General features: G+C 71.7%; 21 protein-coding genes. 9 read left to right on the forward strand and 12 right to left on the reverse strand.

The annotated features are described in order from the left end of the window. Positions 1–18: 18 nt before the first annotated feature. Positions 19–774, reverse strand: coding sequence for an ABC transporter permease (locus tag AXA68_RS02305; RefSeq protein WP_066412274.1), 756 nt, complete (start codon positions 772–774; stop codon positions 19–21). Further along, positions 771–1,847, reverse strand: a complete 1,077-nt coding sequence (locus AXA68_RS02310) for an ABC transporter ATP-binding protein (protein ID WP_066412275.1) — start codon at positions 1,845–1,847, stop codon at positions 771–773. The genes AXA68_RS02305 and AXA68_RS02310 overlap by 4 nt, the downstream gene beginning before the upstream one ends. A 321-nt stretch (positions 1,848–2,168) precedes the next feature. On the opposite strand from AXA68_RS02310, the gene AXA68_RS02315 reads away from it, so the two are divergent. Continuing rightward, a complete protein-coding gene (locus AXA68_RS02315; RefSeq protein ID WP_066412278.1) occupies positions 2,169–2,447 on the forward strand; it encodes a hypothetical protein in 279 nt (92 codons plus the stop codon). Between the two features lie 146 nt (positions 2,448–2,593). Here AXA68_RS02315 and AXA68_RS02320 read toward each other — a convergent pair whose 3' ends face one another. The 4 genes from AXA68_RS02320 to AXA68_RS02335 form a co-directional block, all read right to left on the reverse strand. Beyond that, positions 2,594–2,851 carry a DUF7561 family protein gene (locus AXA68_RS02320; protein WP_066412281.1) on the reverse strand — a complete coding sequence of 86 codons (258 nt, stop codon included), beginning with the start codon at positions 2,849–2,851 and terminating at the stop codon, positions 2,594–2,596. Positions 2,852–3,135: 284 nt separating this feature from the next. Next, positions 3,136–4,302, reverse strand: a complete 1,167-nt coding sequence (locus tag AXA68_RS02325; protein ID WP_066412284.1) for an ABC transporter ATP-binding protein — start codon at positions 4,300–4,302, stop codon at positions 3,136–3,138. Then, entirely contained in the window at positions 4,292–6,127 is a 1,836-nt protein-coding gene (locus tag AXA68_RS02330; protein ID WP_066412286.1) for an ABC transporter permease, read from the reverse strand. The genes AXA68_RS02325 and AXA68_RS02330 overlap by 11 nt, the downstream gene beginning before the upstream one ends. Positions 6,128–6,137: 10 nt before the next feature. Next, positions 6,138–7,397: a thiamine ABC transporter substrate-binding protein gene (locus AXA68_RS02335; protein WP_066412289.1), complete on the reverse strand. Its 1,260-nt coding sequence runs from the start codon at positions 7,395–7,397 to the stop codon at positions 6,138–6,140. A 121-nt stretch (positions 7,398–7,518) separates the two neighbouring features. On the opposite strand from AXA68_RS02335, the gene hisA reads away from it, so the two are divergent. From hisA to AXA68_RS02360, 5 genes are all read left to right on the forward strand, one after another. Further along, complete coding sequence (gene hisA, locus AXA68_RS02340; protein WP_066412291.1) at positions 7,519–8,259, forward strand: 1-(5-phosphoribosyl)-5-[(5-phosphoribosylamino)methylideneamino]imidazole-4-carboxamide isomerase; 741 nt, start codon at positions 7,519–7,521, stop codon at positions 8,257–8,259. Positions 8,260–8,325: 66 nt separating this feature from the next. Further along, entirely contained in the window at positions 8,326–8,922 is a 597-nt protein-coding gene (gene hisB, locus AXA68_RS02345) for an imidazoleglycerol-phosphate dehydratase HisB (protein WP_066412294.1), read from the forward strand. Positions 8,923–9,041: 119 nt separating this feature from the next. Further along, the gene (locus AXA68_RS02350; RefSeq protein ID WP_066412297.1) at positions 9,042–9,401 is read left to right on the forward strand and encodes a hypothetical protein; all 360 of its coding nucleotides are present in this window, start codon (positions 9,042–9,044) and stop codon (positions 9,399–9,401) included. 90 nt (positions 9,402–9,491) lie between these two features. Further along, the gene (locus AXA68_RS02355; RefSeq protein WP_066412300.1) at positions 9,492–10,382 is read left to right on the forward strand and encodes a YkgJ family cysteine cluster protein; all 891 of its coding nucleotides are present in this window, start codon (positions 9,492–9,494) and stop codon (positions 10,380–10,382) included. A 60-nt stretch (positions 10,383–10,442) separates the two neighbouring features. Continuing rightward, positions 10,443–10,880, forward strand: a complete 438-nt coding sequence (locus AXA68_RS02360) for a hypothetical protein (RefSeq protein ID WP_066412303.1) — start codon at positions 10,443–10,445, stop codon at positions 10,878–10,880. Between the two features lie 31 nt (positions 10,881–10,911). Here the strand turns inward: AXA68_RS02360 and AXA68_RS02365 are convergent, their stop codons facing one another. The 3 genes from AXA68_RS02365 to serB all read right to left on the reverse strand — a co-directional run bounded on the left by AXA68_RS02365 (position 10,912) and on the right by serB (position 13,690). After that, a complete protein-coding gene (locus AXA68_RS02365; protein WP_066412305.1) occupies positions 10,912–12,033 on the reverse strand; it encodes a Brp/Blh family beta-carotene 15,15'-dioxygenase in 1,122 nt (373 codons plus the stop codon). Continuing rightward, positions 12,030–12,938, reverse strand: a complete 909-nt coding sequence (locus AXA68_RS02370) for a lycopene cyclase domain-containing protein (protein WP_066412307.1) — start codon at positions 12,936–12,938, stop codon at positions 12,030–12,032. Before AXA68_RS02370 ends, AXA68_RS02365 begins: the two co-directional genes overlap by 4 nt. Before the next feature lie 104 nt (positions 12,939–13,042). Further along, on the reverse strand, positions 13,043–13,690 hold the full coding sequence (gene serB / locus AXA68_RS02375; protein ID WP_066412309.1) for a phosphoserine phosphatase SerB: 648 nt from the start codon (positions 13,688–13,690) through the stop codon (positions 13,043–13,045). Between the two features lie 115 nt (positions 13,691–13,805). On the opposite strand from serB, the gene AXA68_RS02380 reads away from it, so the two are divergent. Together AXA68_RS02380 and AXA68_RS02385 are read left to right on the forward strand one after the other, a co-directional pair. Next, complete coding sequence (locus AXA68_RS02380) at positions 13,806–13,994, forward strand: DUF7554 family protein (RefSeq protein WP_066412311.1); 189 nt, start codon at positions 13,806–13,808, stop codon at positions 13,992–13,994. Positions 13,995–14,007: 13 nt separating this feature from the next. Continuing rightward, positions 14,008–14,553: a 2'-5' RNA ligase family protein gene (locus tag AXA68_RS02385; RefSeq protein ID WP_066412312.1), complete on the forward strand. Its 546-nt coding sequence runs from the start codon at positions 14,008–14,010 to the stop codon at positions 14,551–14,553. Between the two features lie 341 nt (positions 14,554–14,894). On the opposite strand, the gene AXA68_RS02390 is transcribed toward AXA68_RS02385, so the two are convergent. Both AXA68_RS02390 and AXA68_RS02395 read right to left on the reverse strand, forming a co-directional pair. After that, positions 14,895–16,289 (reverse strand): cytochrome P450, encoded by a 1,395-nt coding sequence (locus tag AXA68_RS02390; RefSeq protein ID WP_066412315.1) that lies wholly within the window; start codon positions 16,287–16,289, stop codon positions 14,895–14,897. A gap of 102 nt (positions 16,290–16,391) precedes the next feature. Beyond that, positions 16,392–18,014 carry a methyl-accepting chemotaxis protein gene (locus AXA68_RS02395; RefSeq protein ID WP_066412318.1) on the reverse strand — a complete coding sequence of 541 codons (1,623 nt, stop codon included), beginning with the start codon at positions 18,012–18,014 and terminating at the stop codon, positions 16,392–16,394. Between the two features lie 128 nt (positions 18,015–18,142). On the opposite strand from AXA68_RS02395, the gene AXA68_RS02400 reads away from it, so the two are divergent. Next, a complete protein-coding gene (locus AXA68_RS02400) occupies positions 18,143–19,960 on the forward strand; it encodes an excinuclease ABC subunit C (RefSeq protein ID WP_066412324.1) in 1,818 nt (605 codons plus the stop codon). Between the two features lie 149 nt (positions 19,961–20,109). Here the strand turns inward: AXA68_RS02400 and ahbB are convergent, their stop codons facing one another. Next, positions 20,110–21,174: a siroheme decarboxylase subunit beta gene (ahbB, locus tag AXA68_RS02405; protein WP_066412327.1), complete on the reverse strand. Its 1,065-nt coding sequence runs from the start codon at positions 21,172–21,174 to the stop codon at positions 20,110–20,112. Positions 21,175–21,179 lie beyond the last annotated feature (5 nt).

A 21,179-nucleotide genomic window follows, 5' to 3' on the forward strand; every position in this document is an offset into this window, starting at 1 on the left:
AACCGGGTCGGTGCCCGATCAGTCGGTTCGCGGCACCGCGTACGCGCCGAGCGCGAGGAACCCCGCCGCGAGCGCCGCGAGCACGGCCAGGTCGCCGACCCACGCGCCCGGTTCGTGGACGATCGCTCGCGTCCCGCGGGCGAAGTAGGTGAGCGGCGAGGCGGCGACGGCCGGCAGGAACCAGCCGGGCAACAGTGCGGGCGGGACGAACGTCTCCGAGAGGAAGAGAAGCGGGAGCGCGACCGTGTTGCTCGCGGCGATCACCCCGTCCTGTGAGTCCGCGAGCGCGCCGAGGACCGCGCCGAGCCCGCAGAAGAGCGCGACCGCGACGGCGACGAAGAGGGGCAGGGCGGCGAGCGCCGGGGAGACGACGAGCGTCGCGTCGGTCACGGCGAGCACGAGCCCCAGTATCAGGAGGCTCGCGGCACCGATGATCGCGACGTTGACGAGCGTGTGCGCGAGCAGCCACTCGGCGCGGGAGAGCGGCGTGGTCGCGAGTTTCTCGAAGCGGCCGCCGTCGCGGTGGCGGGCGATCTCCGAGCCGACCCGCGACAGCGGCGTGAAGAGCACGACCACCGCGAGGTAGCCGGGGATGTAGTAGCCGGCCGGCTCGGCGAAGAGACCGCCGCCGGTCGGCTGGGTCCGGACCAGCGCACCGAAGATGACGACGAGGATCACGGGGAAGAAGAACGTGAAGAAGACGGCGGTACGCCGCCGGAGGAACGACCGCGCGGCCGCGGTCGCCTCCGTGAGCACTCGCGAGATCCGGCTCATCGGTCTCCCCCGTCCCCGGAGGGGTTGCCGGGAACGCTCCCGTCGGACCGCGGCGAGTACGTCTCGCCGGTCAACCGGAGGTACACGTCCTCTAAGGACGGCTCCGCCCACGTCAGCGACTCGAACTCGACGCCCGCGTCCCCGAGCGCGTCGACGACCGCGCCGATCCCCTCCGGGCGCACGCCGAGCACCCGGAGACCGTCCCGGGTCGATTCCACCGCCGGTCCGTCGGCCGTCGACTCGACCGTCGGTCCGTCGGCCGTCGCCTCCGCTTCGACCCCGTCGAGCGCGCTCCGGACGGCCTCGAGATCGTCGCCGGCCGGCTTCGACCCGTCCAGTGCGACCTCCAGCCGCGGCTCCCCGCCGTGTTCGGCGATCAGGTCGGCGGGCGCGCCGACGGCGACGACGGCGCCGTCGCGCAACAGCGCCACGCGGTCTGCGAGCCGCTCGACCTCGTCCATCGCGTGGCTCGTGAGGAACACCGTGGTCCCGTCGGCCGCGAGCCGCTCGATCAGCCGGTGGATCGACCGCCGGCCGGCGGGGTCGATCCCGGTCGTCGGCTCGTCCAAGAAGAGCAGGTCGGGGTCGTTGACGATGGCGGTCGCGACGCAGGTCCGGCGCTTCTGGCCGCCCGAGAGCGTCTCGTACCAGGCGTCGGCGTCGGCGGCCATCCCCACGTCGGTCAGGACGGCCTCGGGGTCGCGGGCGTCCTCGTAGAGCCCGCCGTAGTAGCCGACGAGCTCGCGGGCGGTGAGCCGCTCCGGCGGGTCGAACGACTGCGGGAGGAGGCCGATCCGCTGGGGATCGACCGAGTCGGGTGCCGAGCCGAAGACGCGGATCGTCCCCTCGGCGTCCGTCGTCCCGGTGAGCGCGCGCACGAGCGTCGTCTTGCCCGCGCCGTTGGGGCCGATCAGCCCGAACACCTCGCCCGGCTCGACGGCCACGTCGACGCCGTCGAGCGCGACGACGTCGCCGTACGACCGGCGGATCCCCTCGCCGACGACGACGGAGGCGGCCTCCCCCGCCGCGTCGTCCGCGGACGCCGAGGCCGATGCGGCTGCCGTCTCGTTCATACGCTCGGATCCGAGGGCCGCGCGCGTAAGGGTTGCTTTTCCGGCGTCGGGTGGGAGGCGGACCGGCGCACGGGTGACGTTCCGTCCGCCCTCCGTCGTCCTCGGTCGCCGTCCGCGCTCGACGCCCTCGACCGACGCCTGCCGAACATGATCGATCAGTATAGTTCTGATTTCTTATGAATATATACTCGATACCATGGTATCTCTTACATGGCTCTTTTCCGCATTTCAGGCCGTCTATCCACATGAGTAGTGCTACCATGTATCAAAACATATTCGAAATATGAAAGGTTTATCCGCACGCGGAACCAAGGGGGAGACATGTCACAGACTGACCGACCATCGACTCGACACTCCGGCCTCCTGATCGACCCGCCGTCGGTCGCCAGCTCGCTCGGCGCGATCCTCGCGCTCCTCCTGCTCGTGACCGGCGCGCTCGCGGCCGTGGAGTACCCCGCGATCATGCTCGGCCTCCTCGCCGGCGCGATCGTCGTCCTCGCGGCCGTCCGCTTCGTCACGGACTTCTCCGCGCCCGCGAGCGCCTCGCGACCGTTCGGCCGGATCATCCGGTTCGGCCCGCGCCGCCGCTACCGCCTGTAGACCGTTTCCGACCGCGCTTTCACGTTTTTCCGTCCGTTCCGCTCGCCGCGGAGCCGACGGTATCCATCCAGCCCCTCGAGCGTCCGGCTTCCGTGACGCCGGACGGTCCCGATCGTGACGCCGATCAGCCTCAGCGGTGACGCCGATCAGCCCCAGTGCCAGAAGGAGTGACCGTCCTCCTCGACCGGGTCGGTCCGTTCGCGGAGGTCGGCGACGTCCTCGGCGGTCGGCTCGACGTCCTCGGGCAGCGACTCCATACAGTCGAAACAGAGGAAGAACTCGGATCCGTCCGCGAGCTCCAGGGTCATCCCCTGGGTCGACTCGAACGCGAAGTTCCAGAGGTCGCCGATCCCGCCGGCGATCCTGACGGACCGCTCACAGACGTCGCACGGCTCCGAGGCCATACCCCGGTTTGGGGGCCGGGGCGTTAAGACGTATCGGCCGCCGGAGCGGGGAAGGAGTGGTCGATCGTCGCGGACGGCCGAGTCGTTCGGGCGCGCGTCGTTGTCGGCGCGGTGACCGCCGGCACGGTGACCGTCGCCGACGCGCCGGGCGACCGCAACCGCACCTCACGCCTCCCCAGCCTCGTCAGTCGCCTCCGGCGACTGACTCCCTCGCGTTTCGGAAGCGGGCCGGATGGCCCGCTTCCGAGCGCGCCGACCGCGCAGTTCGGCGCGATTCGGCACCTTCACTCGCCGCGCTCCGCCTCGATCACGTGTGCGTCCGCGGGGTCGAACCCCACGACGACCGTTCCCTCGAGGGGGTCCTCGGCCCGCACGACGAGGTCGCGGCCGTCACAGTCGAGGTGGACCCGCGTCGTCTCCCCGAGGAACTCCGCGCTCTCCACGTCGGCTCGGAGCCCGTTCTCGGCTCGTCCCACCCGGAGGTGTTGCGGGCGGACGCAGAACGTCACCCGGTCGCCGGGGGTCGGGGTCGCGGCCGCGGCGGCTTCGGGCTCGGACTCGCCGACCCCGACGCGGAGCGTCTCGCCGCCGATGTCGACGGGGACGGTTCGGTCGGGCGAATCCGTCCCGACAGCCGCGTCAGCGCCCTCGTCGCCCGGTCCCGCGACGACTCCCTCGAACACGTTGTTGTCGCCGACGAACTCGGCGACGAACCGCGAGGCGGGCCGGCGGTACACGGACCGGGGCGACGCGACCTGCTCGGGCGTGCCACCCCGCATCACCGCGACGCGGTCGGAGACGGAGAGCGCCTCCTCCTGGTCGTGGGTGACGTAGACGGTGGTGATCCCCAGCTCGCGCTGGATCTCGCGCACCTGAAGCCGGAGGCGCTCGCGTAAGCGCGCGTCGAGCGCGCTCATCGGCTCGTCCAAGAGCAGGAGGTCGGGGCCGGGCGCGAGCGCCCGCGCCATCGCGACCCGCTGTTGTTGCCCGCCGGAGAGGCTCTCCGGGTCGCGGTCGGCGGCCCCCGGAAGGTCGACGAGCTCGAGCAGGTCGCGGACGCGCTCGGCGCGGCTCGCGCCGCCCGGCGGCTCCGAGAAGCGCAGCCCGTAGCCCACGTTCTCGCCGACGGTCATGTGTGGGAACAGCGCGTAGTTCTGGAACACCACGCCCACGTTCCGCTCCTCCGGCGGGACGCCCGAGACGTCGCGGCCGCCGAACCGGATCCGTCCCTCGGTCGGCTCCTCGAACCCCGCGATCAGCCGCAGCGTCGTCGTCTTCCCGCAGCCGGAGGGGCCCACGAGCGTGAAGAACTCCCCCTCCCGGATCCGGAGGTCCACGCCCTCGACGGCGACCGTCCCGTCGTAGCGCTTGCTCACGCCCGCGAGCTCGACCGCCGGGGCGTCCGCGTCGGCGTCGCGGGGCGCGGCCGGAGGGTCACCCTCAGATCCCATCGTACTCACCCCCGAGCCGCTCTATCACGACGAAGCTCAGCCCGGTCACGACGAGGAGGACGACGCCCATCGCGGTCGCGGGTCCGAGCCGCCGGCCGATGAAGCGTTCGATCGCGACCGGCATCGTGTAGGCGTCCGCGCCGGTCGCGAGGACGACCGTCGCCGTGAACTCGCCCATCGAGATGGCGACCGCGAACGCCGCGCCCGCGACGACGCCCGGCCAGACCAGGGGGAGCTCGACGTCCCGGAGCACCCGCGCCCGCGACGCGCCGAGCGCGCGGGCGGACTCCACGAGCGACCGGTCGAGCGACTCCAGCCCGGGCGCGACCGTCCGGACGACGAACGGGTAACCCGCCACGGCGTGGGCGGCGACGATGGCGGCCGAGCCGGCCACCGCGATCCGCCAGCCGGCGACCTCTATCCCGAACACCAGCCCGCGGAGCAGCCCGAGCCCCACGAGGATCCCCGAGACGGCGAAGGGGGCCATCGCGACCGCGTCGAGGAGCTTCCGGCCGCGGTACTCGCGGGTGGTGATCACGGCGACGACGACGCCCATCGGCAGCGCGACGAGCGCCGACGCGGCCGCGAAGACGAGCGAGTTGCGGACGGCGGGCCACGGCCGCACCTGGAACGCCGCGCCCGTGCGCTGGCGCTCCGCCAGGAACCGGTAGTGCTCGAGCGTGAGCGCCCCGTCGCCCCCGGTGACGCTCGCGAGGACCATGGAGGCGATCGGCGCGAGGAAAACCAGCGCCGCGACGACCGCGTAGACGCCGAGCCCGAGGCGGGGGAGGAGCTCCCGCGGAGTCGGCGCGGAGGGGAGGAGGGGTCGCCGCGGGAGCGGTCTGACGCCGCGCGAGGTCACCGTGTGTCGCGCCTCGTACCGGAGATACGCGCCGAGCACCGACAGCGAGATGGCGAGCTCGACGACCGCGAGCGCCGCCGCCTCCGCGTAGTTCAAATCGCGCGCGAGCCGGTAGACGAACACCTCGACGGTCGCCAGCTCGAACCCGCCGAGCGCGAGCACGATGGGGAACGTCCCGAAGGTGAAGACGAACGTGAGCGCCGCGCCCATCAGGACGGCCGGATACACCTGCGGCGCGACGACGTGGAGGAACGCCCGGAGCGGGCCCGCGCCGAGGCTCCGGGCGGTCTCGACCGCGCTCGCGTCGACGGACTCCCAGGCGGCCGTCGTCACCCGCGCGACGAGCGGCGCGTTGTAGAAGGCGTGGGCGATCACGATCGCCTCGAGCGTGAACAGGAGCTCGACGGGGCCGAGCCCGACCGCGCCGAGGAGGGCGTTGAGCGTCCCGTTCCGGCCGAAGGTGGCGACGTACCCCACCGCGACCATGATCGACGGGAGCACGAACGGGACGATGGTGAGGGAGCGCAGCGTCCGCCGGCCGGGGAACTCGAAGCGCGCGAGCAGGTAGGCGGCGGGGAGACCGAGCGCGACGCTCGCCAGCGTCGAGAGAGCGGCCTGGTAGGCGGTGAACCCGACGATCCCGAGCCGCCGATCCGGCGAGAGAAGCGCCCTCCCGACCGCGAGCGGGCTCTCGCCCGCGAACAGCCGCGCCAGCTCGCCGAAGTAGAAGGGGTCCCGCAGCAGGTCGGCGAAGACGGCGAGCGTGACCGCGCCGTCGACGACGACGGACTCGACGAGGACGGTCCCCACCGGGTAGTAGAAGACGACGGCCAACACCGCGACCGTCGCGGTCGCGAGCGCGGCCAGCGCGTGTCGCTCGAGGCGGTCGCGGAGCCGAGCCGGACGGTTCCGCCGGTGGCCGGGGCCCGCGGATCCGTCTCGATCGGGCGATCCGTCGCTCACGGACCCGAGGTCAGTTGCTCGCGTACTGGCGTTCCCACGCGGTGATCCATCCGTCGAGCGACCCTTGGAGCTGGTCGTACGTGAACGTGACCGGCTCGGCGGGCTCCTGGGCCAGCTCGGCGTAGTCGTCGGGCAGCTCCGCGGTGTCGGTCGCGGGGAACGCCACGTTGCGCTGGGCTATCTCCCCCTGGACCGCGGGTTCGAGCATGAAGGACATGAACTCGCGGGCGAGGTCGGGCTCGTCGGCGTCGGCGAACACCGCCATCCCCTCGGGGGTCGCGTACGCCTGGTCGTTCAGGAAGCGGATCTGATGTTCCTCGAGGTTCGCCCCCTCCATGTCCGCGAACACCTGGTCGGTGGAGTACGACACCACCATCGGGGCCTCCCCCTCCGCGTTCCAGGCGTTGTACGCGTCCTCCCACGAGCCCAACACGCGGACGTCGTTCTCCTGGAGCTCCGCCCAGAAGTCGAGGTAGTCGTAGTCCGGGTCGCCGTCGCCGCCCTCGACGCTCCCGTCCTCGCCGTCGCCGAACCGGGCGACCGTGTGCAACATGAACGCGCGGCCCGTCGAGGAGCCGCCCGGGTTCTGCGCGATGAGATCTCCGCGGTGTTCCTCCGCGAGCAGCCCCTCGAACGTCTCGGGAGCCTCCGTCTCGGTGCCGTCGTACACGAGGCTGACGTAGCCGGTGTCGAACGGGACCGCGCGCTCGAACGGGTCGAACCGGAGTCCGTCACGGATCGCGTCGCTTCCCTCGATCTCGCCGGCGGGGGAGAAGAGGTCGCCGTCGACCTCCTCGTCGACCCGGACCAGGTCCTCCGCGGTGAGCCCGACGTAGAGGTCGGCGTCGATCGACGCGCCGGAGGCCGCGCGCTCGACGTAGTAGTTCACCTCGTTGTCGGGCGTCGCCCACTCCAACTCGGCGTCGACGCGCGACTCGAACTCCTCTTTGAGCCACTCGCCGGGACTCACGGAGGGCGCGTCGATGAACGCGCCGTAGGTCGCGACCGTCAGCGTCGGCGTCTCGTCCTCGCCGTCCTCGCTGCCGTCGTCGCCGCTTCCGTCGCCGTTGCCTCCGTCGTCCCCGTTCCCGCCGTCGCTTTCCTCCCCGTTTCCGTCGGCGCTCCCCGAGCCATCGGAGCCGCCGTCGCCCGTTCGCTCCGCGCTACAGCCGGCGAGCCCCGCCACGCCCGCCGCGCCGCCGAGCGCGAGGAACCGCCGCCGCGTGTGTCTCCGGTCGATCGCGTCCGTCTCCGTCGTCTCGTCGGTCATTACTTGGTTGTTGTACTGGGTGGTTACATAAGGGATCCGTGTCGCCGTCGGCCGCGGCGAGCGCGTCGTCGAGCACGGTCGCAACCGACCCGTTTAATCGACGCCGCGACCGTGATCCGGTATGAGCGGCTTCCCCGAGTTCGAGGTGATCCCCGCGGTCGACGTCCAGGACGGCTCCGTCGTCCAGCTGGTCGGCGGCGAGCGCGGCACGGGCAAACGCTACGGCGACCCGGTCGAGGCGGCGTCGCGCTGGATCGACGAGGGGGCCGAGACCCTCCACCTCGTCGACCTCGACGGGGCGTTCGAGGGCGAGCGCGAGAACGCCGCCGCGATCGAGGCGGTCGTCGACACCGTCGACGAGGGGGTCGGGCTCCAGCTCGGCGGGGGGATCCGGACCGCCGCGGACGCCCGCGGCCTGCTGGACGCCGGCATCGACCGCGTCATCGTGGGCACCGCCGCGGTCGAGACCCCGGAGATCGTCGCCGAGATCGACGAGACGCACCCGGGGAGCGTCGTCGTCAGTCTCGACGCGAAGGAGGGCGAGGTCGTCGTCTCCGGGTGGACGGAGGGGACCGGGCTCGACCCCGCCGAGGCCGCCGCGCGCTACGAGGAGCTCGGCGCGGGCGCGATCCTCTTCACGAACGTCGACGTGGAGGGGCGGCTGGAGGGGATCGACCGCGAGGCGGTCGAGAGCGTTGTCGAGGCGGTCGAGATCCCCGTGATCGCCTCCGGCGGCGTCGCGACCGTCGACGACGTGGTCGCGCTGAAGCGGGCCGGCGCGGCCGCCGTCGTGGTCGGCACCGCCCTCTACGAGGGTCGGTTCACGCTCCGGGAGGCGCAGGCCGCGGCCGACGAGGCCTGAGTTCGGCGGTCGGCGGAACGGCGACCCACCCGCAACCTCCTTACGAGCCCCCGCCGACGGTCCGGTATGAGCGAGCACGACCGGACCGCGGCGGTCTCCCGCGAGACGGCCGAGACGGCGATCGACCTGACCCTCGCGGTCGACGGCGACGGGGAGAGCGAGGTGGACACCGGGATCGGCTTTTACGACCACATGCTCGAATCGTTCGCGAAACACGGCCTCTTCGATCTCACCGTCCGCTGTGACGGCGACACCCACATCGACGACCACCACACCGTCGAGGACGTGGCGATCTGTCTCGGCGAGGCGTTCGACGAGGCGCTCGGCGACAAGCGTGGAATCCGGCGGTACGCCGACCGCCGAGTGCCCCTCGACGAGGCGGTCGCGAGCGTCGTCGTCGACGTGGCGGGACGGCCGTACTACGACTTCTCCGGCGAGTTCTCCCAGGAGCGGGTCGGGGAGTTCACGAGCGTCATGGCCGACCACTTCGCGCTCTCTCTGGCACAGAACGCCGGACTCACGCTCCACGCCGCGGTCGAGACGGGCGAGAACGCCCACCACGAGGTCGAGGCGCTGTTCAAGGCGCTCGCTCGCGCGCTCGACGACGCGACGCGGATCGACGGCCGCCGGAGCGACACGCCGAGCACGAAGGGAGAACTGTAGCGTCTCGTCACCCCGACCGCCTCCCGCGTTCGCGACGCGCCGGTCGCCGACGATCGGTCGCTCAAAGACGCGTTTCAGCCATCGGGGCCCTCATGCTCCCGTCGACCGAACCGACGCGTATGGGCCGACCGTCCCCGTCAGACCGCCTCCACGCACCGTCGACGACCGACGCCAGCACCCGCTGGCGGCTCGAGAGCGAGGACCTCCACGTCCGCAACCACGACCGCCGGACCGAACACGACGTTCGGATCGCGATCCGCCGCGACGACGAGGTGTGTCACCGCGCGGAGTACCACCTGCTCTCCGACCAGTCGGGGAGTTCGGTGAACCTGCTCGCGGCCGGCGAGTACGCCGTCACGGCCGCCGTCGACGACGGGGAGCCGAGGACCGCCACGGTTCGCGTCTCCGACGACCCGAACGAGACGATCGTCGTCGAGATCATCAACGGCGCGGTACGCATCTCCGAAGGCGTCAACTGAGCCGCGTTCCGGTCGCTGTCGCGGCTTCGACGCCGCCGAGTCGAACCCGCCCGATCCGTTTTAGGCGTGCGAGCCGTTCGCACGAACGAGATGAAGCTCCGCTGTGAGGGGTGTGCCGGCTGCTGTGTCGACTGGCGGCCGCTCGCGCCCGAGGCCGCCGGCTCCGACCGCGCGGGTCGCCGCCCGCCGCTCGACGACGTCTACGACCTCGCGCCGCTCACCCGCGACGAAGTGGTCGAATTCCTCGACCGCGGGCTCGGCGACGTGATGACGCCCCGCCTCTTCGAACCCGCGGAGGGCGACGACCGCGTCCGGATCGACGGGATCGACCTCGCCACGGTCGACGGCAGTCCGGCGTTCGTGATCGGGCTGCGGAAGCCGCCGAAGCCGGTCGCGCCGATCGGGACCGACGAGCCGAGATGGCTCGATTCCTGCGTCTTCCTCGACCCGCTCACCCTCCAGTGCCGGATCCACGACGACGACGCGTACCCCCGGACCTGTTCGGCGTACCCCGGTCACAACCTCGCGCTCGACGCCGAGACCGAGTGCGAGCGCGTCGAGGCGGCCGGCGGCGGCGAGCGCCTCCTCGACGACGACCCGCCGGTGGACCTCCCCGCGCCGGCGTTCGGCCCACAGGCGCTGGGCTCGACCGTCTTCGCGTACCCCGACCCGGACGACCTCGCGGGCGCGGTCGCGCGGATCCGCGACGGCGGGACGACCGCCGCCGACCGGGCCCGGTTCGTCGGGGCCGCCGCCGGCTCCCGACCGGGATCGCTCTCCGTCGACCGCGACCGCATGGCCGAGGCGCGGGATCGGGCCAGGGAGGCCGACTCCTGGGCGGGGCGGGCGATTCGCGAGTGGTCGGGGCGAGCCGGAGACGACGGCGTCGTCGCCGACCTCGACGCGGACGACCGCGAAGCGCTGGTCCGCGACCTGGAGGACGACGCCGGTGCGCCGGCGACGCCGGGGTGGGAGACGTAGGCTTCGGCGGTCGATCCGGCCTCCGCCGGCTTTTGAAGGCCTCCCATCGAACGGCGACGCATGAAGCGGAGGGATGCCGTTCGGCTCGCCGGAACGGCGGCCGCGACCGGACTCGCGGGCTGTACGACCCCGTTCGGGTCGTCTCCGGATCTGAGCCTGATCGTCGAGAACTACCGGAGCGAGCCCGTCGAGCTGCTGATCGAGATCGTGCGCTCGGACGCCACGGATCGGAGCGAGGGGCTCCTCCACCGGGAGACCGCCGAGATCCCGGCGGACGCGGTCGGGGACGACCGGTGGCGTTCGGACGGGGTCGCGCCGGCACGGCCGTGTCGGATCGAGGTCGGCGTCGGGATCGAGGAGGCGACGTACCACTACCACTACGTGCCGGACTGTACGGGCACGGAGGCGGCCTACGAGCCCCGCGTCACCCTCGTGCTCGACGCCGATCCGGGCGTCGCGTTCGGGCAGAGCACGTGTCCCGACGGGGGGATCCCGTAGCCGGGAGGGGACCGAACGGGACGGGACCGGTTCACGACCCCGGCCGCCACACCCCCTCCCGCGCGTCGAGCCACGCGACGACGACGACGTGGGGGAGCGTCAGCGCCGCGATGGCGACGAGCGAGACCGCGAGGACGTCGCCGGCCCCGGCGACGCCCGAGGGGACCGCGAGTCCCACGCCGCCGACCACCAGAAATCCGCCGAGCGTGAGCGGCGCGGCGTCGCGAGCGAACCCGAAGAGCGCGCGCCGGACGCCCCTCGCGTCGTCCGCGAGAGCCGAGACGGCGTCCGGGTCGATCAACAGCAGCCGCCCGACGTGGCGCAGCGAGTGCCAGGCGGCGAAGTAGACGCCGATCGCGAAGACCGGGGCGGCGAGCAGGAACCACGCCCACAGGACCGCCGTCTCGCCGGCGTCCCGGAACCAGCCCTGCCGCCGCGCGCCGGCCCGTACGCGGCGGTAGCCGAGCCCCAGCGACAGCAACGTCGCGCCCACCATGACCGCGCCGACCGTGAGCCGCGTCGGCGGCGCGAAGAGCGGGTCGACGGCGGCGGACGCGGCGGTCGAGTCGGCGACGAACAGTCCGACGACCCACTCGGCGACTAGCCGGTACTCCCCGGGATGACTCACCAACGGAACCGCCATCGGGAGCCCGCCGCGGACGACGAGCGTCAGCGCCCGTTCGGCCGAGGTCGGGAGGTGGTCGACGCCGGCGACCGCGAGCGCGGCCACGTCGCCCTGTCCCCAGTGGAGCCACGTGAGCCCGACGAACCCGACGAACGCGGCGACGGGCGCGAGAAAGAACGCGACGACGACCGCGCCGCCGAGGACCGCGTAGACGACCGAGACGGCCGCCACCGACCGCCGGAGCGACACGCCGCCCGCCGCTCCTTCCCCGACGGCCGCCCGCAGCGGCACGAGGTGGTCGACCGCGCCGTGGGCCATCCCGACGACAAGCGTGCCGAGCGCGAAGGCGGCGACGCCGACCTCGACCGGAAACAGGGGGGTGACGGCCCCGAGCGGGAGCAGCACCGCCAGCGCGACCGCTGGGTATCGCGCGAACCAGCGGTCGACGAGGGATCGAGCGGTGCGGCCGTCGCTTCGGGAGTCGGTTGGGGCGTCGGCCACGGAGTCGGTCGTGTCGAGACCGGTCATCGACCGGAGTCGAGATCGGCGGGATCGACGCCCGTATCGGTCGGTTCAAGCGGTTCGAGCGGGTCGAGCGGTTCGGCGGGTTCGAGCGGGTCGATCGATTCGGTCGGTTCGAGCGGGTCGATCGCTCCAAGGGTGCGATCGATCGCGTCGCCGTGGCGCTCTCGCGCGGCCGCGATCCGGCGGTCGTTCCGGTCGAGCACCCACTCGAACAGGACGAGCCCGTTCGCGGCCATCAGCCCGGCGGCGACGAAGAAGCACGCCTCCTCGATCGGGAGCCCGAGGACGGCCACGCCGGTGGTGAACTCCGGGGCGATCCGCCACGTTCCCAATCCGATCGCGACCCGGTCGGCGACCCAGAGGTACGCCGCCGGGAGGAACGTCGCCGCGAGCCACGGCCGGGGCGCGCGGGCGAGGCGGCCGCCGCCGACCGCCCACTGGAGCGCGATCACGGGCCCGACCCACGCGAGGAGCCCGCCGAGATAGAGGAACGACGCGTCGAGCGAGACGAGCCACAGGCCGACGACGAGCGCGGCGACCCCGACGAGGACGCCCGCGACCCGCGGACGACGGTCGAGGTCGCCCTCGCGATAGGTCGGATCGAAGCCGATCCGGTGGAGCGCGAACGCGACGAGAAGCGTCTGGATCGTAAAGAAGAGGTACTCCCCGAGCGGGATCGACAGCGCCCGGACGAGCACCGCGCCGTCGGCGTACGACCACGCCCCGCGGCGGATCATGTAGGCGATCCACGGCGTCGTGTACGCGTACGCGATGCCGACGAGCACCGCGATCCCCGCTGCCGCACGGCGGCGACTCCCCGAGTACCGCGGCGCGAGCGCCCACAGCGCCGCGAGCGCGGGGAGACTGAAGACGAGGTGGAACTGCAGATACGTCGGCGTGGGGATCACGGGACCACCCGACCGGAAACGAGCATGGAGGATCCTCCGGGGCGATCCTAATCAAGCATGGGTCCCGATTATCGAAACGACGAGACTCACTCCGATTCCGGCACTCACTCCGATTCCGACAACACGCCGTGTCCCTCCAGTACCTTCCCGAGCCGGTACATCGAGGCGACCACCGCGTCACACGCCGGCCTGACCGCCGGCTTCGGAACGAACCCGACCGAGAGCCCCGCGACCTCGAGCATCGGGAGGTCGTTCGCGCCGTCGCCGACCGCGACCGTGGACGCCATCGGAACGCCGAGATCCGCGGCCAGATCCTCCAGCGCGTCGTCCTTCGTCCCCTCGATGAGGGGGCCCTCGGCCTCGCCGGTGAGTTTCCCGTCCGCCATCGGCAGCCGGTTGGCGAGTATCGTGTCCACCTCGACGCCCTCGCGCTCGAGCGCGCGCTCGACGCCGCGCTCGAAGCCGCCGGTGAGCACCGCGACGTGGTGGCCGTCGGCCCGCAGGCGGGCGATCAGCCGCGCCGCGCCCGGCCGGATCCGGACCGCGTCGAACGCCTCGCTCGCGGCGGCCTCGTCGAGCCCGCCGAGCAGCTCCGCCCGGCTGTAGAGGCTCTCCGCGTAGCTGATCTCGTCGTTCATCGCCCGCTCCGTGATCTCGGCGACCTCGTCGGCGACGCCCGCCCGTTCGGCGAGCAGCACCGTCATCTCTGAGTCGGAGAGCGTGCCGTCGAAGTCGAACGCGACCAGGCTCATGTCCACCGTTGGTCCGGCAGGGGTCTTTAAGCGCCTGATCGGCGGCCGAAGCGGAATCCGATCGACGCCGCTCGCCTCCGGTGGGCTTTTGGCCGGCCCGGACGTTCCCGTCCACATGACCCGCGCCGAGATCGACGTCGACGACCTCCTGAAGATCGTTCTCGGACTCGCCGTCGTGTGGCTTCTCCTGGAGATCCTCGGAACGGTGCTGGACCTGACGTTCGCGCTGCTCGACGCCCTCCCGACGCTGATCGTCGTCGTCATCGTCGTCCTGATCGCCTTACGGCTCGCCGACCGCATCTGACCGGTCCGAGCCAGTGTTCAGCCTCAACGTCCCGCTCCCGCCCGCAGTGGGGCGTCTCGCCGACGATCTCCAGCCGAAACTGTCGGGGTTCGATCGGGTCCGCAACCGGCACACCCTGGTGTGTAAGCGGTTCGGCGTCGACGACGTGTCGGTGGGGATCGACGGTGACGATCCCCCGCCGCGGCCGGCGGCGCTCGAGACCCTCCGCGACCGGCTCCGACGACCCCTCGCCGGAACGCCCCCGTTCGCGGTCGAGGTGGGCGGGATCGACGCGTTCGATTCGCCCGCGGCCGGGTCCGGCCCGGTCGTCTACCTCGCCGTCGAGAGCGAGGCGCTCGTCCGGCTCCATCGACGGCTGTGTGCGGTCTTCGGCGCGGTCGACGGGATCGAGGGCGACGCGTACGTCTCGCACGTCACGCTCGCGCGGGGCGGAGGGGTGGCCGACGTGAAACGAATGGTCGACGCCGTCGGCGAGTTCGACCCGATCCGGTGGCGGGTCCACGCGCTCGACCTCTACGACCCCGAGTTCCGCGAGGTCGCCGCGACGATCGAGTTGTAGGGAGTGAGATGGAGCGGAAGGAGAGGTCGTTGAGAAATGTTATCTACTCGGCAAGTATCATTTCCGGCGCGGTGAACACCGCCAAAGCCCCAGTCGCGAGGCGGGCGCACGCTCGCTGTGCTCCTCAGTCACTCACTCCGTTCGCTCCTTCCGGTGCTTGCGTCGCCTGCGCCCGCCTCGCGACTGCCCCTTTGAATCCCACCCGACCGCGACCGTCCCGCACCTCACACCTCCCCAACCTCGCTGCTCACTTCGTTCGCAGCGTCCCTCGCGATCGGGTTCGCGCCCTTCGGGCGCTCACCGGCGCGCCACCGCGTCGTGTCCCTACTACACGATCTCGCTCACCGCTCGCGGATCCGCATCGGCACCGGGTGGTCCGGATGCATCGTCAGCGACCCCCGAAGCGAGAGGTCGGGCCCCTCGTACTCGAGTTCGTAGCGCGAACAGACGCACGCGAGGATGAGTTTCGCCTCGAGCAGCGAGAACGCCTTCCCGATACAGTGGCGCGGCCCGCCGCCGAACGGGAAGTACGCGAACCGCGGGCGTGCGCTCCGGCGCTCGGGCATCCATCGGCTCGGGTCGAACGCGTCCGGGTCGTCGTACCACCGCGGCGAGCGGTGAACCACCCACTGTGAACACATCAGCGCGGAGCCCTCGGGGATCCGGTAGCCGTCGATCTTCACGTCGAGTTTCGGCTCGCGAAACAGCGTGTAGACCGGCGGGTACAGCCGCATCGACTCCGAGAGCACCCGGTCCGTGAACGTCATCTCCCTGGCGTCCCCGGCGTCCGGCAGGCCCGACTCGGTCGCGGCCGCCGCCTCCCGTTCCACGCGGGCTCTCGCCTCGGGGTGTTTCGAGAGGAGGTAGAACGTGTACGTCAACGCGAGCGCGGTCGTGTCGTGGCCGGCCAGAAGCATCGTCACCAGCTCGTCGCGCAGGTTCTCGTCGGTCTGCTCGCCGCGGTCTCGCGCGCGGAGGAGGACCGACAGGAGGTCCATCGGCAGGTCGCCCTCCGAGTCGCCCGACGGACCCGCCACGGCGACGCCCTCGGGGCCGGCCGGGTCGACGGCGGGGTCGCGCTCGGTGCCCCGTCGGCGCTCGACGATCCCGTCGATCACCGACTCGAGGGTGGCGACGGCGTCGTCGAACTCGCGGTTCTCGCGGGTCGGCACCCAGTTCGGGATCAGGAAGCGGCGCGGGTCCGGCTCGAACCGCGCGCCGAGCGGCTCCAGGCTCTCCTGGACCGTTCGAACCTCCTCGTCGGTGACGTCCGCGCCGAACATCGCGGAGACGATGATACGGACGGTGAGCCGCGCGATCTCGAGCTGGACGTCGACGACCTCGCCGTCCTCCCACTCCGCGATCTGTGACTCCGTGTGATCGACCATCGTCCCCGCGAGCGCGCCGATCCGCCGGCTGTGAAACGAGGGATTCGCGAGGGTCCGCTGGCGTCGCCACGTGTCGCCCTCGCTCATGAGCAGTCCCTGGCCGAGCAGCCGGTCCATCGCGTCGTCGCCGAACTGGGGCTTCCGGTAGCGGTCGGCCTCGGAGACGAGTACGCGCTCGATGTCGGCGGGGTTCGTGAGCAGGTACGTCTCGCGCGGCCCGAGGTCGAAGCGCACGACGTCGCCGTAGCTGTCGGCGCAGGCGCGCATGAACGAGAAGGGGTCGTCGGCGAACTGGCGGCCGTTGCCGAAGAGGGGGTCCCCGATCGGTCCGGGCGGCGTGACGGACATACGAGATCTGGGGGCTGGGCGGGGTTAAACGTTCGGCGGGGCGCGTTTCGACGGCTCCGAGATCGGAACTCAATCGGCCGTTCGGCGAGGCGCGTCCCGCGATCAGCGGGCGGCGTCGAGCCGCTCGACGCGGTCGATCAGCTCCGCCACCGCGTCCTCCTGGTCGTCCGTCGCGTCGACGATCCGGTCCGTCGCCGAGGCCGTCCGATCGGAGCGGTCGCGGACGCTCTCGAGCGTCGCGGTGAGCTCCTCGACCGTCGCCGCCTGGTCGTCCGTCGTCCGCGCCACCTCGGCGACCCCGTCCGCCGCCTCGTCGACCGCGTCGGCGATCTCCGAAAGCGAGTCGAGGACCGTCTCGATCTCCGCGCCCGCGTCCTCGATGCGCTCGTGTGAGCGCTCGACGGCCGCCGACGTCTCCGCCGACTGCGCCTGGAGTTCGGCGAGGCTCTCCGTGATCGCCTCGGTGTGCCCGCGGGTCTCGTCGGCCAGTTTCTTCACCTCTTCTGCGACCACCGCGAAGCCGTTGCCGTCCTCGCCGGCGCGCGCGGCCTCGATGTTGGCGTTGAGCGCCAGCAGGTTGGTCTGTTCTGCGACCTCCGAGATCACCTCGATCACCTCCTCGATGTCGTCCATGCGGTCCGAGAGCGCGCCGACGCTGTCGACCAGCTCGTCGCCGATCTCCACCACGTCCTCCGTGGCCTCGCGGGCGTCGCTGCTGGCGTCGAGTCCCTCCTCCGCGGCCGCCCTGGCGTTCGAGGCCGCCGCGTCGACCTGGTCGGCAGTGGCGGCGACCTCCTCCATGCCCGCCGAGAAGGACTGCATCTCCGCGACGCCCTCCTCCAACAGCTCGGTCTGTTCGTCGACGTTCGTCGCGATCTCGTCGGCCGCCTCGCTCGCCTCCTCGACGGTGTCGTCGATCTCGCGGGCCTGCTCGTGGACGCTCTCGGAGAGGGTCTCGAGGTTCGCGGCCATCCCGTTGACCGCGTCCACGACCCGGAGCAGGTCGTCGTCGAGCCGCTCGAAGGATGCCTGCCGAGTGATTCGAGCGTCCAGATCCCCCTCGCCGATCGCCTCGGCCGTCTCCCTGATCTCGGAGACCAGCGCCGCGGTCGCCGCGCGCCCCTCGACGTTCTCCGTCCGGTCGATGACGACCTCCGTGACCCCCACGAGCTCGCCGTCGTCGCCGTACAGCGGCGTCGCCGTGAACTCGATGTGGCGCTCGTCGCCGTGGCGATCCACCATCGTGCTGGCGTCGCGGTAGCGGTTCCGGGTCGACTCACAGCGCTCGACGTCGTACGCCTCGTCCGCGTCGGCCGGCGCGTCGAGCACCTTGTCGGCGAGCGTGTCGGCGCGGCGGCCGTCCGGGTAGAACAGCTCGGAGACGTGGCCGTGACCGATCGCGTCCTCGCGGTCCACGCCGGTGAGCGCGGCGATCGACTCGTTCCACTCGGCGACGGCGCCCTCACAGTCGAGGACGAACGTCGGGACGCCAGTCGCGTTGAACACCTGCTCGAAGCCGGCGCTCGCGAGCGTACTCGCGCGGTCGACGCCGTCCTCGTCGGCGACGGCGCGTCGATCGTCCGCTCGTTTCCCGGACCCGCCCCCGTCCTCTTCCGGGAGTCCTCCGCCCGACGACCCGTCGGCGACGACGCCGCCGTCGGGGACCGACCGCGTGTCGCGCCCCCGTCCGAACGCGCGCCGGATGAGCCCTCGAAAGCCCGTCATGTTCGTCCGGACCTCTCCGAACGTCCCTTATAAGATCGATCCCCGGAGAACCAGATCTGATACTCACCGTCGTCGAACGCGGATCCCGCCCGCAGCGTTCAAGCGCGTCCGTCGGCTACGTGTCATCGATGGACGCCGACGCCGTGAGGGCCCGCGCGGACGACCTCCCGACGGAACCCGGCGTGTACCAGTTCCGGTCCGGCGAGACGACCCTGTACGTCGGCAAGGCGGTCGACCTCCGTGACCGCGTCCGGTCGTACGCCGACCCGCGGTCCGCCCGGATCCGCGGCATGGTCGAGCGGGCCGACCGGGTCGAGTTCGCCGTCACCGACACGGAGACCCAGGCCCTGCTGCTCGAGGCCAATCTGATAAAACGGCTCCGACCGCGGTACAACGTCCGGCTGAAGGACGACAAGTCCTATCCGCTGGTCGCGTTCTCCGACCACGAGGTCCCGCGGATCGAGGTGACCCGCGATCCCGAGGAGGGCGCGGTCGCGTACGGCCCGTTCACCGACGTGGGCCGCGTCGAGACGATACTCAAGGCGATCCGCGACGAGTACCGGCTCCGCGGCTGTTCGGACCACAAGTACGCGAACCGCGACCGCCCCTGTCTCGACTACGAGATGGGGATCTGCTCGGCCCCCTGTACCGGCGAGATCGATCCCGAGAGCTACGCCGAGGACGTCGCCGCCGCCCGGCGCTTCTTCGAGGGGGAGACCGGCGCGCTCGCCGACCCGCTCCGCCGCCGAATGGAGGCGGCCGCCGAGAGCGCCGAGTTCGAGCGCGCCGCGAACCTGCGCGACCGGTTGGAGGCCGTCGAGGCGTTCCACGGCGAGGGTGGCGAGGCGGTGAGCGACCGCTCGGACGACCGCACCGTCGACGTGCTCGCCGCCGCGATCGAGGGCGATACCGCCCGCGTCGCGCGCCTCCACAGCGAGCGCGGTCAGCTCGTCGACCGGAGCCGCCACCGGCTCGACACGCCGACGGTGGCGGCGGCGGTCGGCGGCGACGCGGAGGGTGGAGGGATCGACGGCGACGTCGACAGCGACGGCGACGGAGCCGTCACCGCCGACGCGCACACGCCGGCGGCGGTGCTCTCAGCGTTTCTCACCCAGTACTACGCCGAGCGCGAGTTCCCGGACGCGGTCCTCCTGGCGGAGCGGCCGACCGACCCCGACGTGACCGAGTGGCTCGAACGCGAGGGCGTCTCGGTCCGGGTCCCCGGTGCCGGCCGGGAGGCGAAGCTCGTCGAACTCGCGTTGAAGAACGCCCGGAAACGCGGCGGCCGCGACGACCCGGTCGGCGCGCTCGCCGACCGGCTCGGGATCGACCGCCCGGCGCGGATCGAGGGGTTCGACGTGAGCCACGCGTCCGGGACCGCCGTCGTCGGCTCGAACGTCTGTTTCGTCGACGGGAGCGCGCGGACGGGCGAGTACCGCCGAAAGAAGCTCACCGACCGCAACGACGACTACGCCAACATGCGGGAGCTGGTCCGCTGGCGCGCGACCCGAGCGATCGAGGACCGCGACGGCCGTCCGGACCCCGACCTGCTGCTGATCGACGGCGGCGAGGGGCAGCTCGGCGCGGCTCGCGACGCGCTCGCCGAGGTCGGCTGGGACGTGCCGGCGATCGCCTTAGCGAAGGCCGAGGAGCTGGTGGTGACGCCGGACGGCCCGTTGCGGTGGCCCGACGACGCCCCGGAGCTCCACCTCCTCCAGCGCGTCCGCGACGAGGCGCACCGCTTCGCCGTCCAGTACCACCAGACCGTCCGCGACGAGGTGAAGACGGTGCTCGACGACGTCCCCGGCGTCGGTCCGGAGACGCGAAAGGGGCTGCTCCGGCGGTTCGGATCCGTCGAGAACGTCCGCGAGGCCTCCCTCGAGGACCTCACCGACGTCGACGGCGTCGGCGACACGACCGCCCGGCGGCTCCGCGAGCGACTGTAGCGAACCGGTCGCTCGGCGGTTCCGATGGCGGGCAGGCGGCGCCTCTCCTCCCCCGGAACGACCGCCGCGCACCCGTCCCCCGTTCCGGGCCTCGTTCAGACCACGGAGGTGGTGGCCGCGGCTTCGGGGATAACCTCTCGTGTCGCGGGTCAGTCCGTACTCTCGTCCGCGACGAGTTCGTCGTAGCGCGCGCCGGTCTGTTTCAGCGTCTCCGTCGAGTAGAGGCGTTCGTGCTCGAACGGGAGGTACTCCGCCGCGAGCTCGTCGATCTTCGCGTCGACCGCCTCGGCCTCGCGGCCGTGGATCATCGTGAACAGGTCGTACTCCCACCCCTGCTCGGGTCGGCGAGGTCGGTGGTAACAGAGCGTGACGTACGGGAGGCTTCCGACGGCCTCGCCGCGGGCGTCGAGTTCGTCCTCGGGAACGTCCCAGACGACCATACAGTTGTTCGTGAATCCGGTGACGACGTGGTTGACGACGCAGCCGATCCGCTTGATACAGCCGTCGGCGAGCAGGCGCTCGACCGCCGCGAGCACGTCGTCGAGGTCGGCGCCGATCTCGCTCGCCACGTCGGCGTAGGGAGTCGCCGACAGCGGGAAGCCGTCCTGGATCGCGACGAGGAGGTCGGCCTCGAGTCGGGTGAGATCGCCGCGAGCGTCCTCGGAGATACGAGTCGCCGACACGTCCGTCCGTTCCAGCGACTCTCTGGCGAACCGGTCGCCGTTCACCACGGGGAACTCCAGATCGATGTAGTAGTCCGTGAGCATCGGGAGGTTCAACACCGCACAGCCGGTGCGCTCCTCGATCTCCGCGAGGATCGCGTCGCGCTTCTCGCGGGAGCCGGCGGTGACGACGAACCACTGGTTCCACTCGTGGTCCCGGCGGTAGTTGTGGTTCACCTGCCGGTAGCCGTTTATCACCTCGGCTATCTCGTCGAACCGCTCTTCGGGGGCCCGGACCGCCGCCAGCGTCGAGGAGCCGATGACGGGCGGGTTGAGCACCGCGCCGAACCGCCGGAACACGCCGCGCTCGTGGAGGTCGCGGACGCGCTCGAGGACCTCGTCGCCGTCGACGTCGACGCCCGTCTCGGCCGCGATCTCCTCCGCAACGCGCTCGAACGGGCGCGCCTCGACGGGGAAGCCGCTCTGGTAGTCGTCGATGAGGACGGCGTCGACCGCGTCGAGGTCGGCCCGCCAGCCGGCGTCCAGACTCATTGGCG

The organism is Halorubrum aethiopicum, assembly GCF_001542905.1.
Taxonomy (GTDB): Archaea; Halobacteriota; Halobacteria; order Halobacteriales; family Haloferacaceae; genus Halorubrum; species Halorubrum aethiopicum.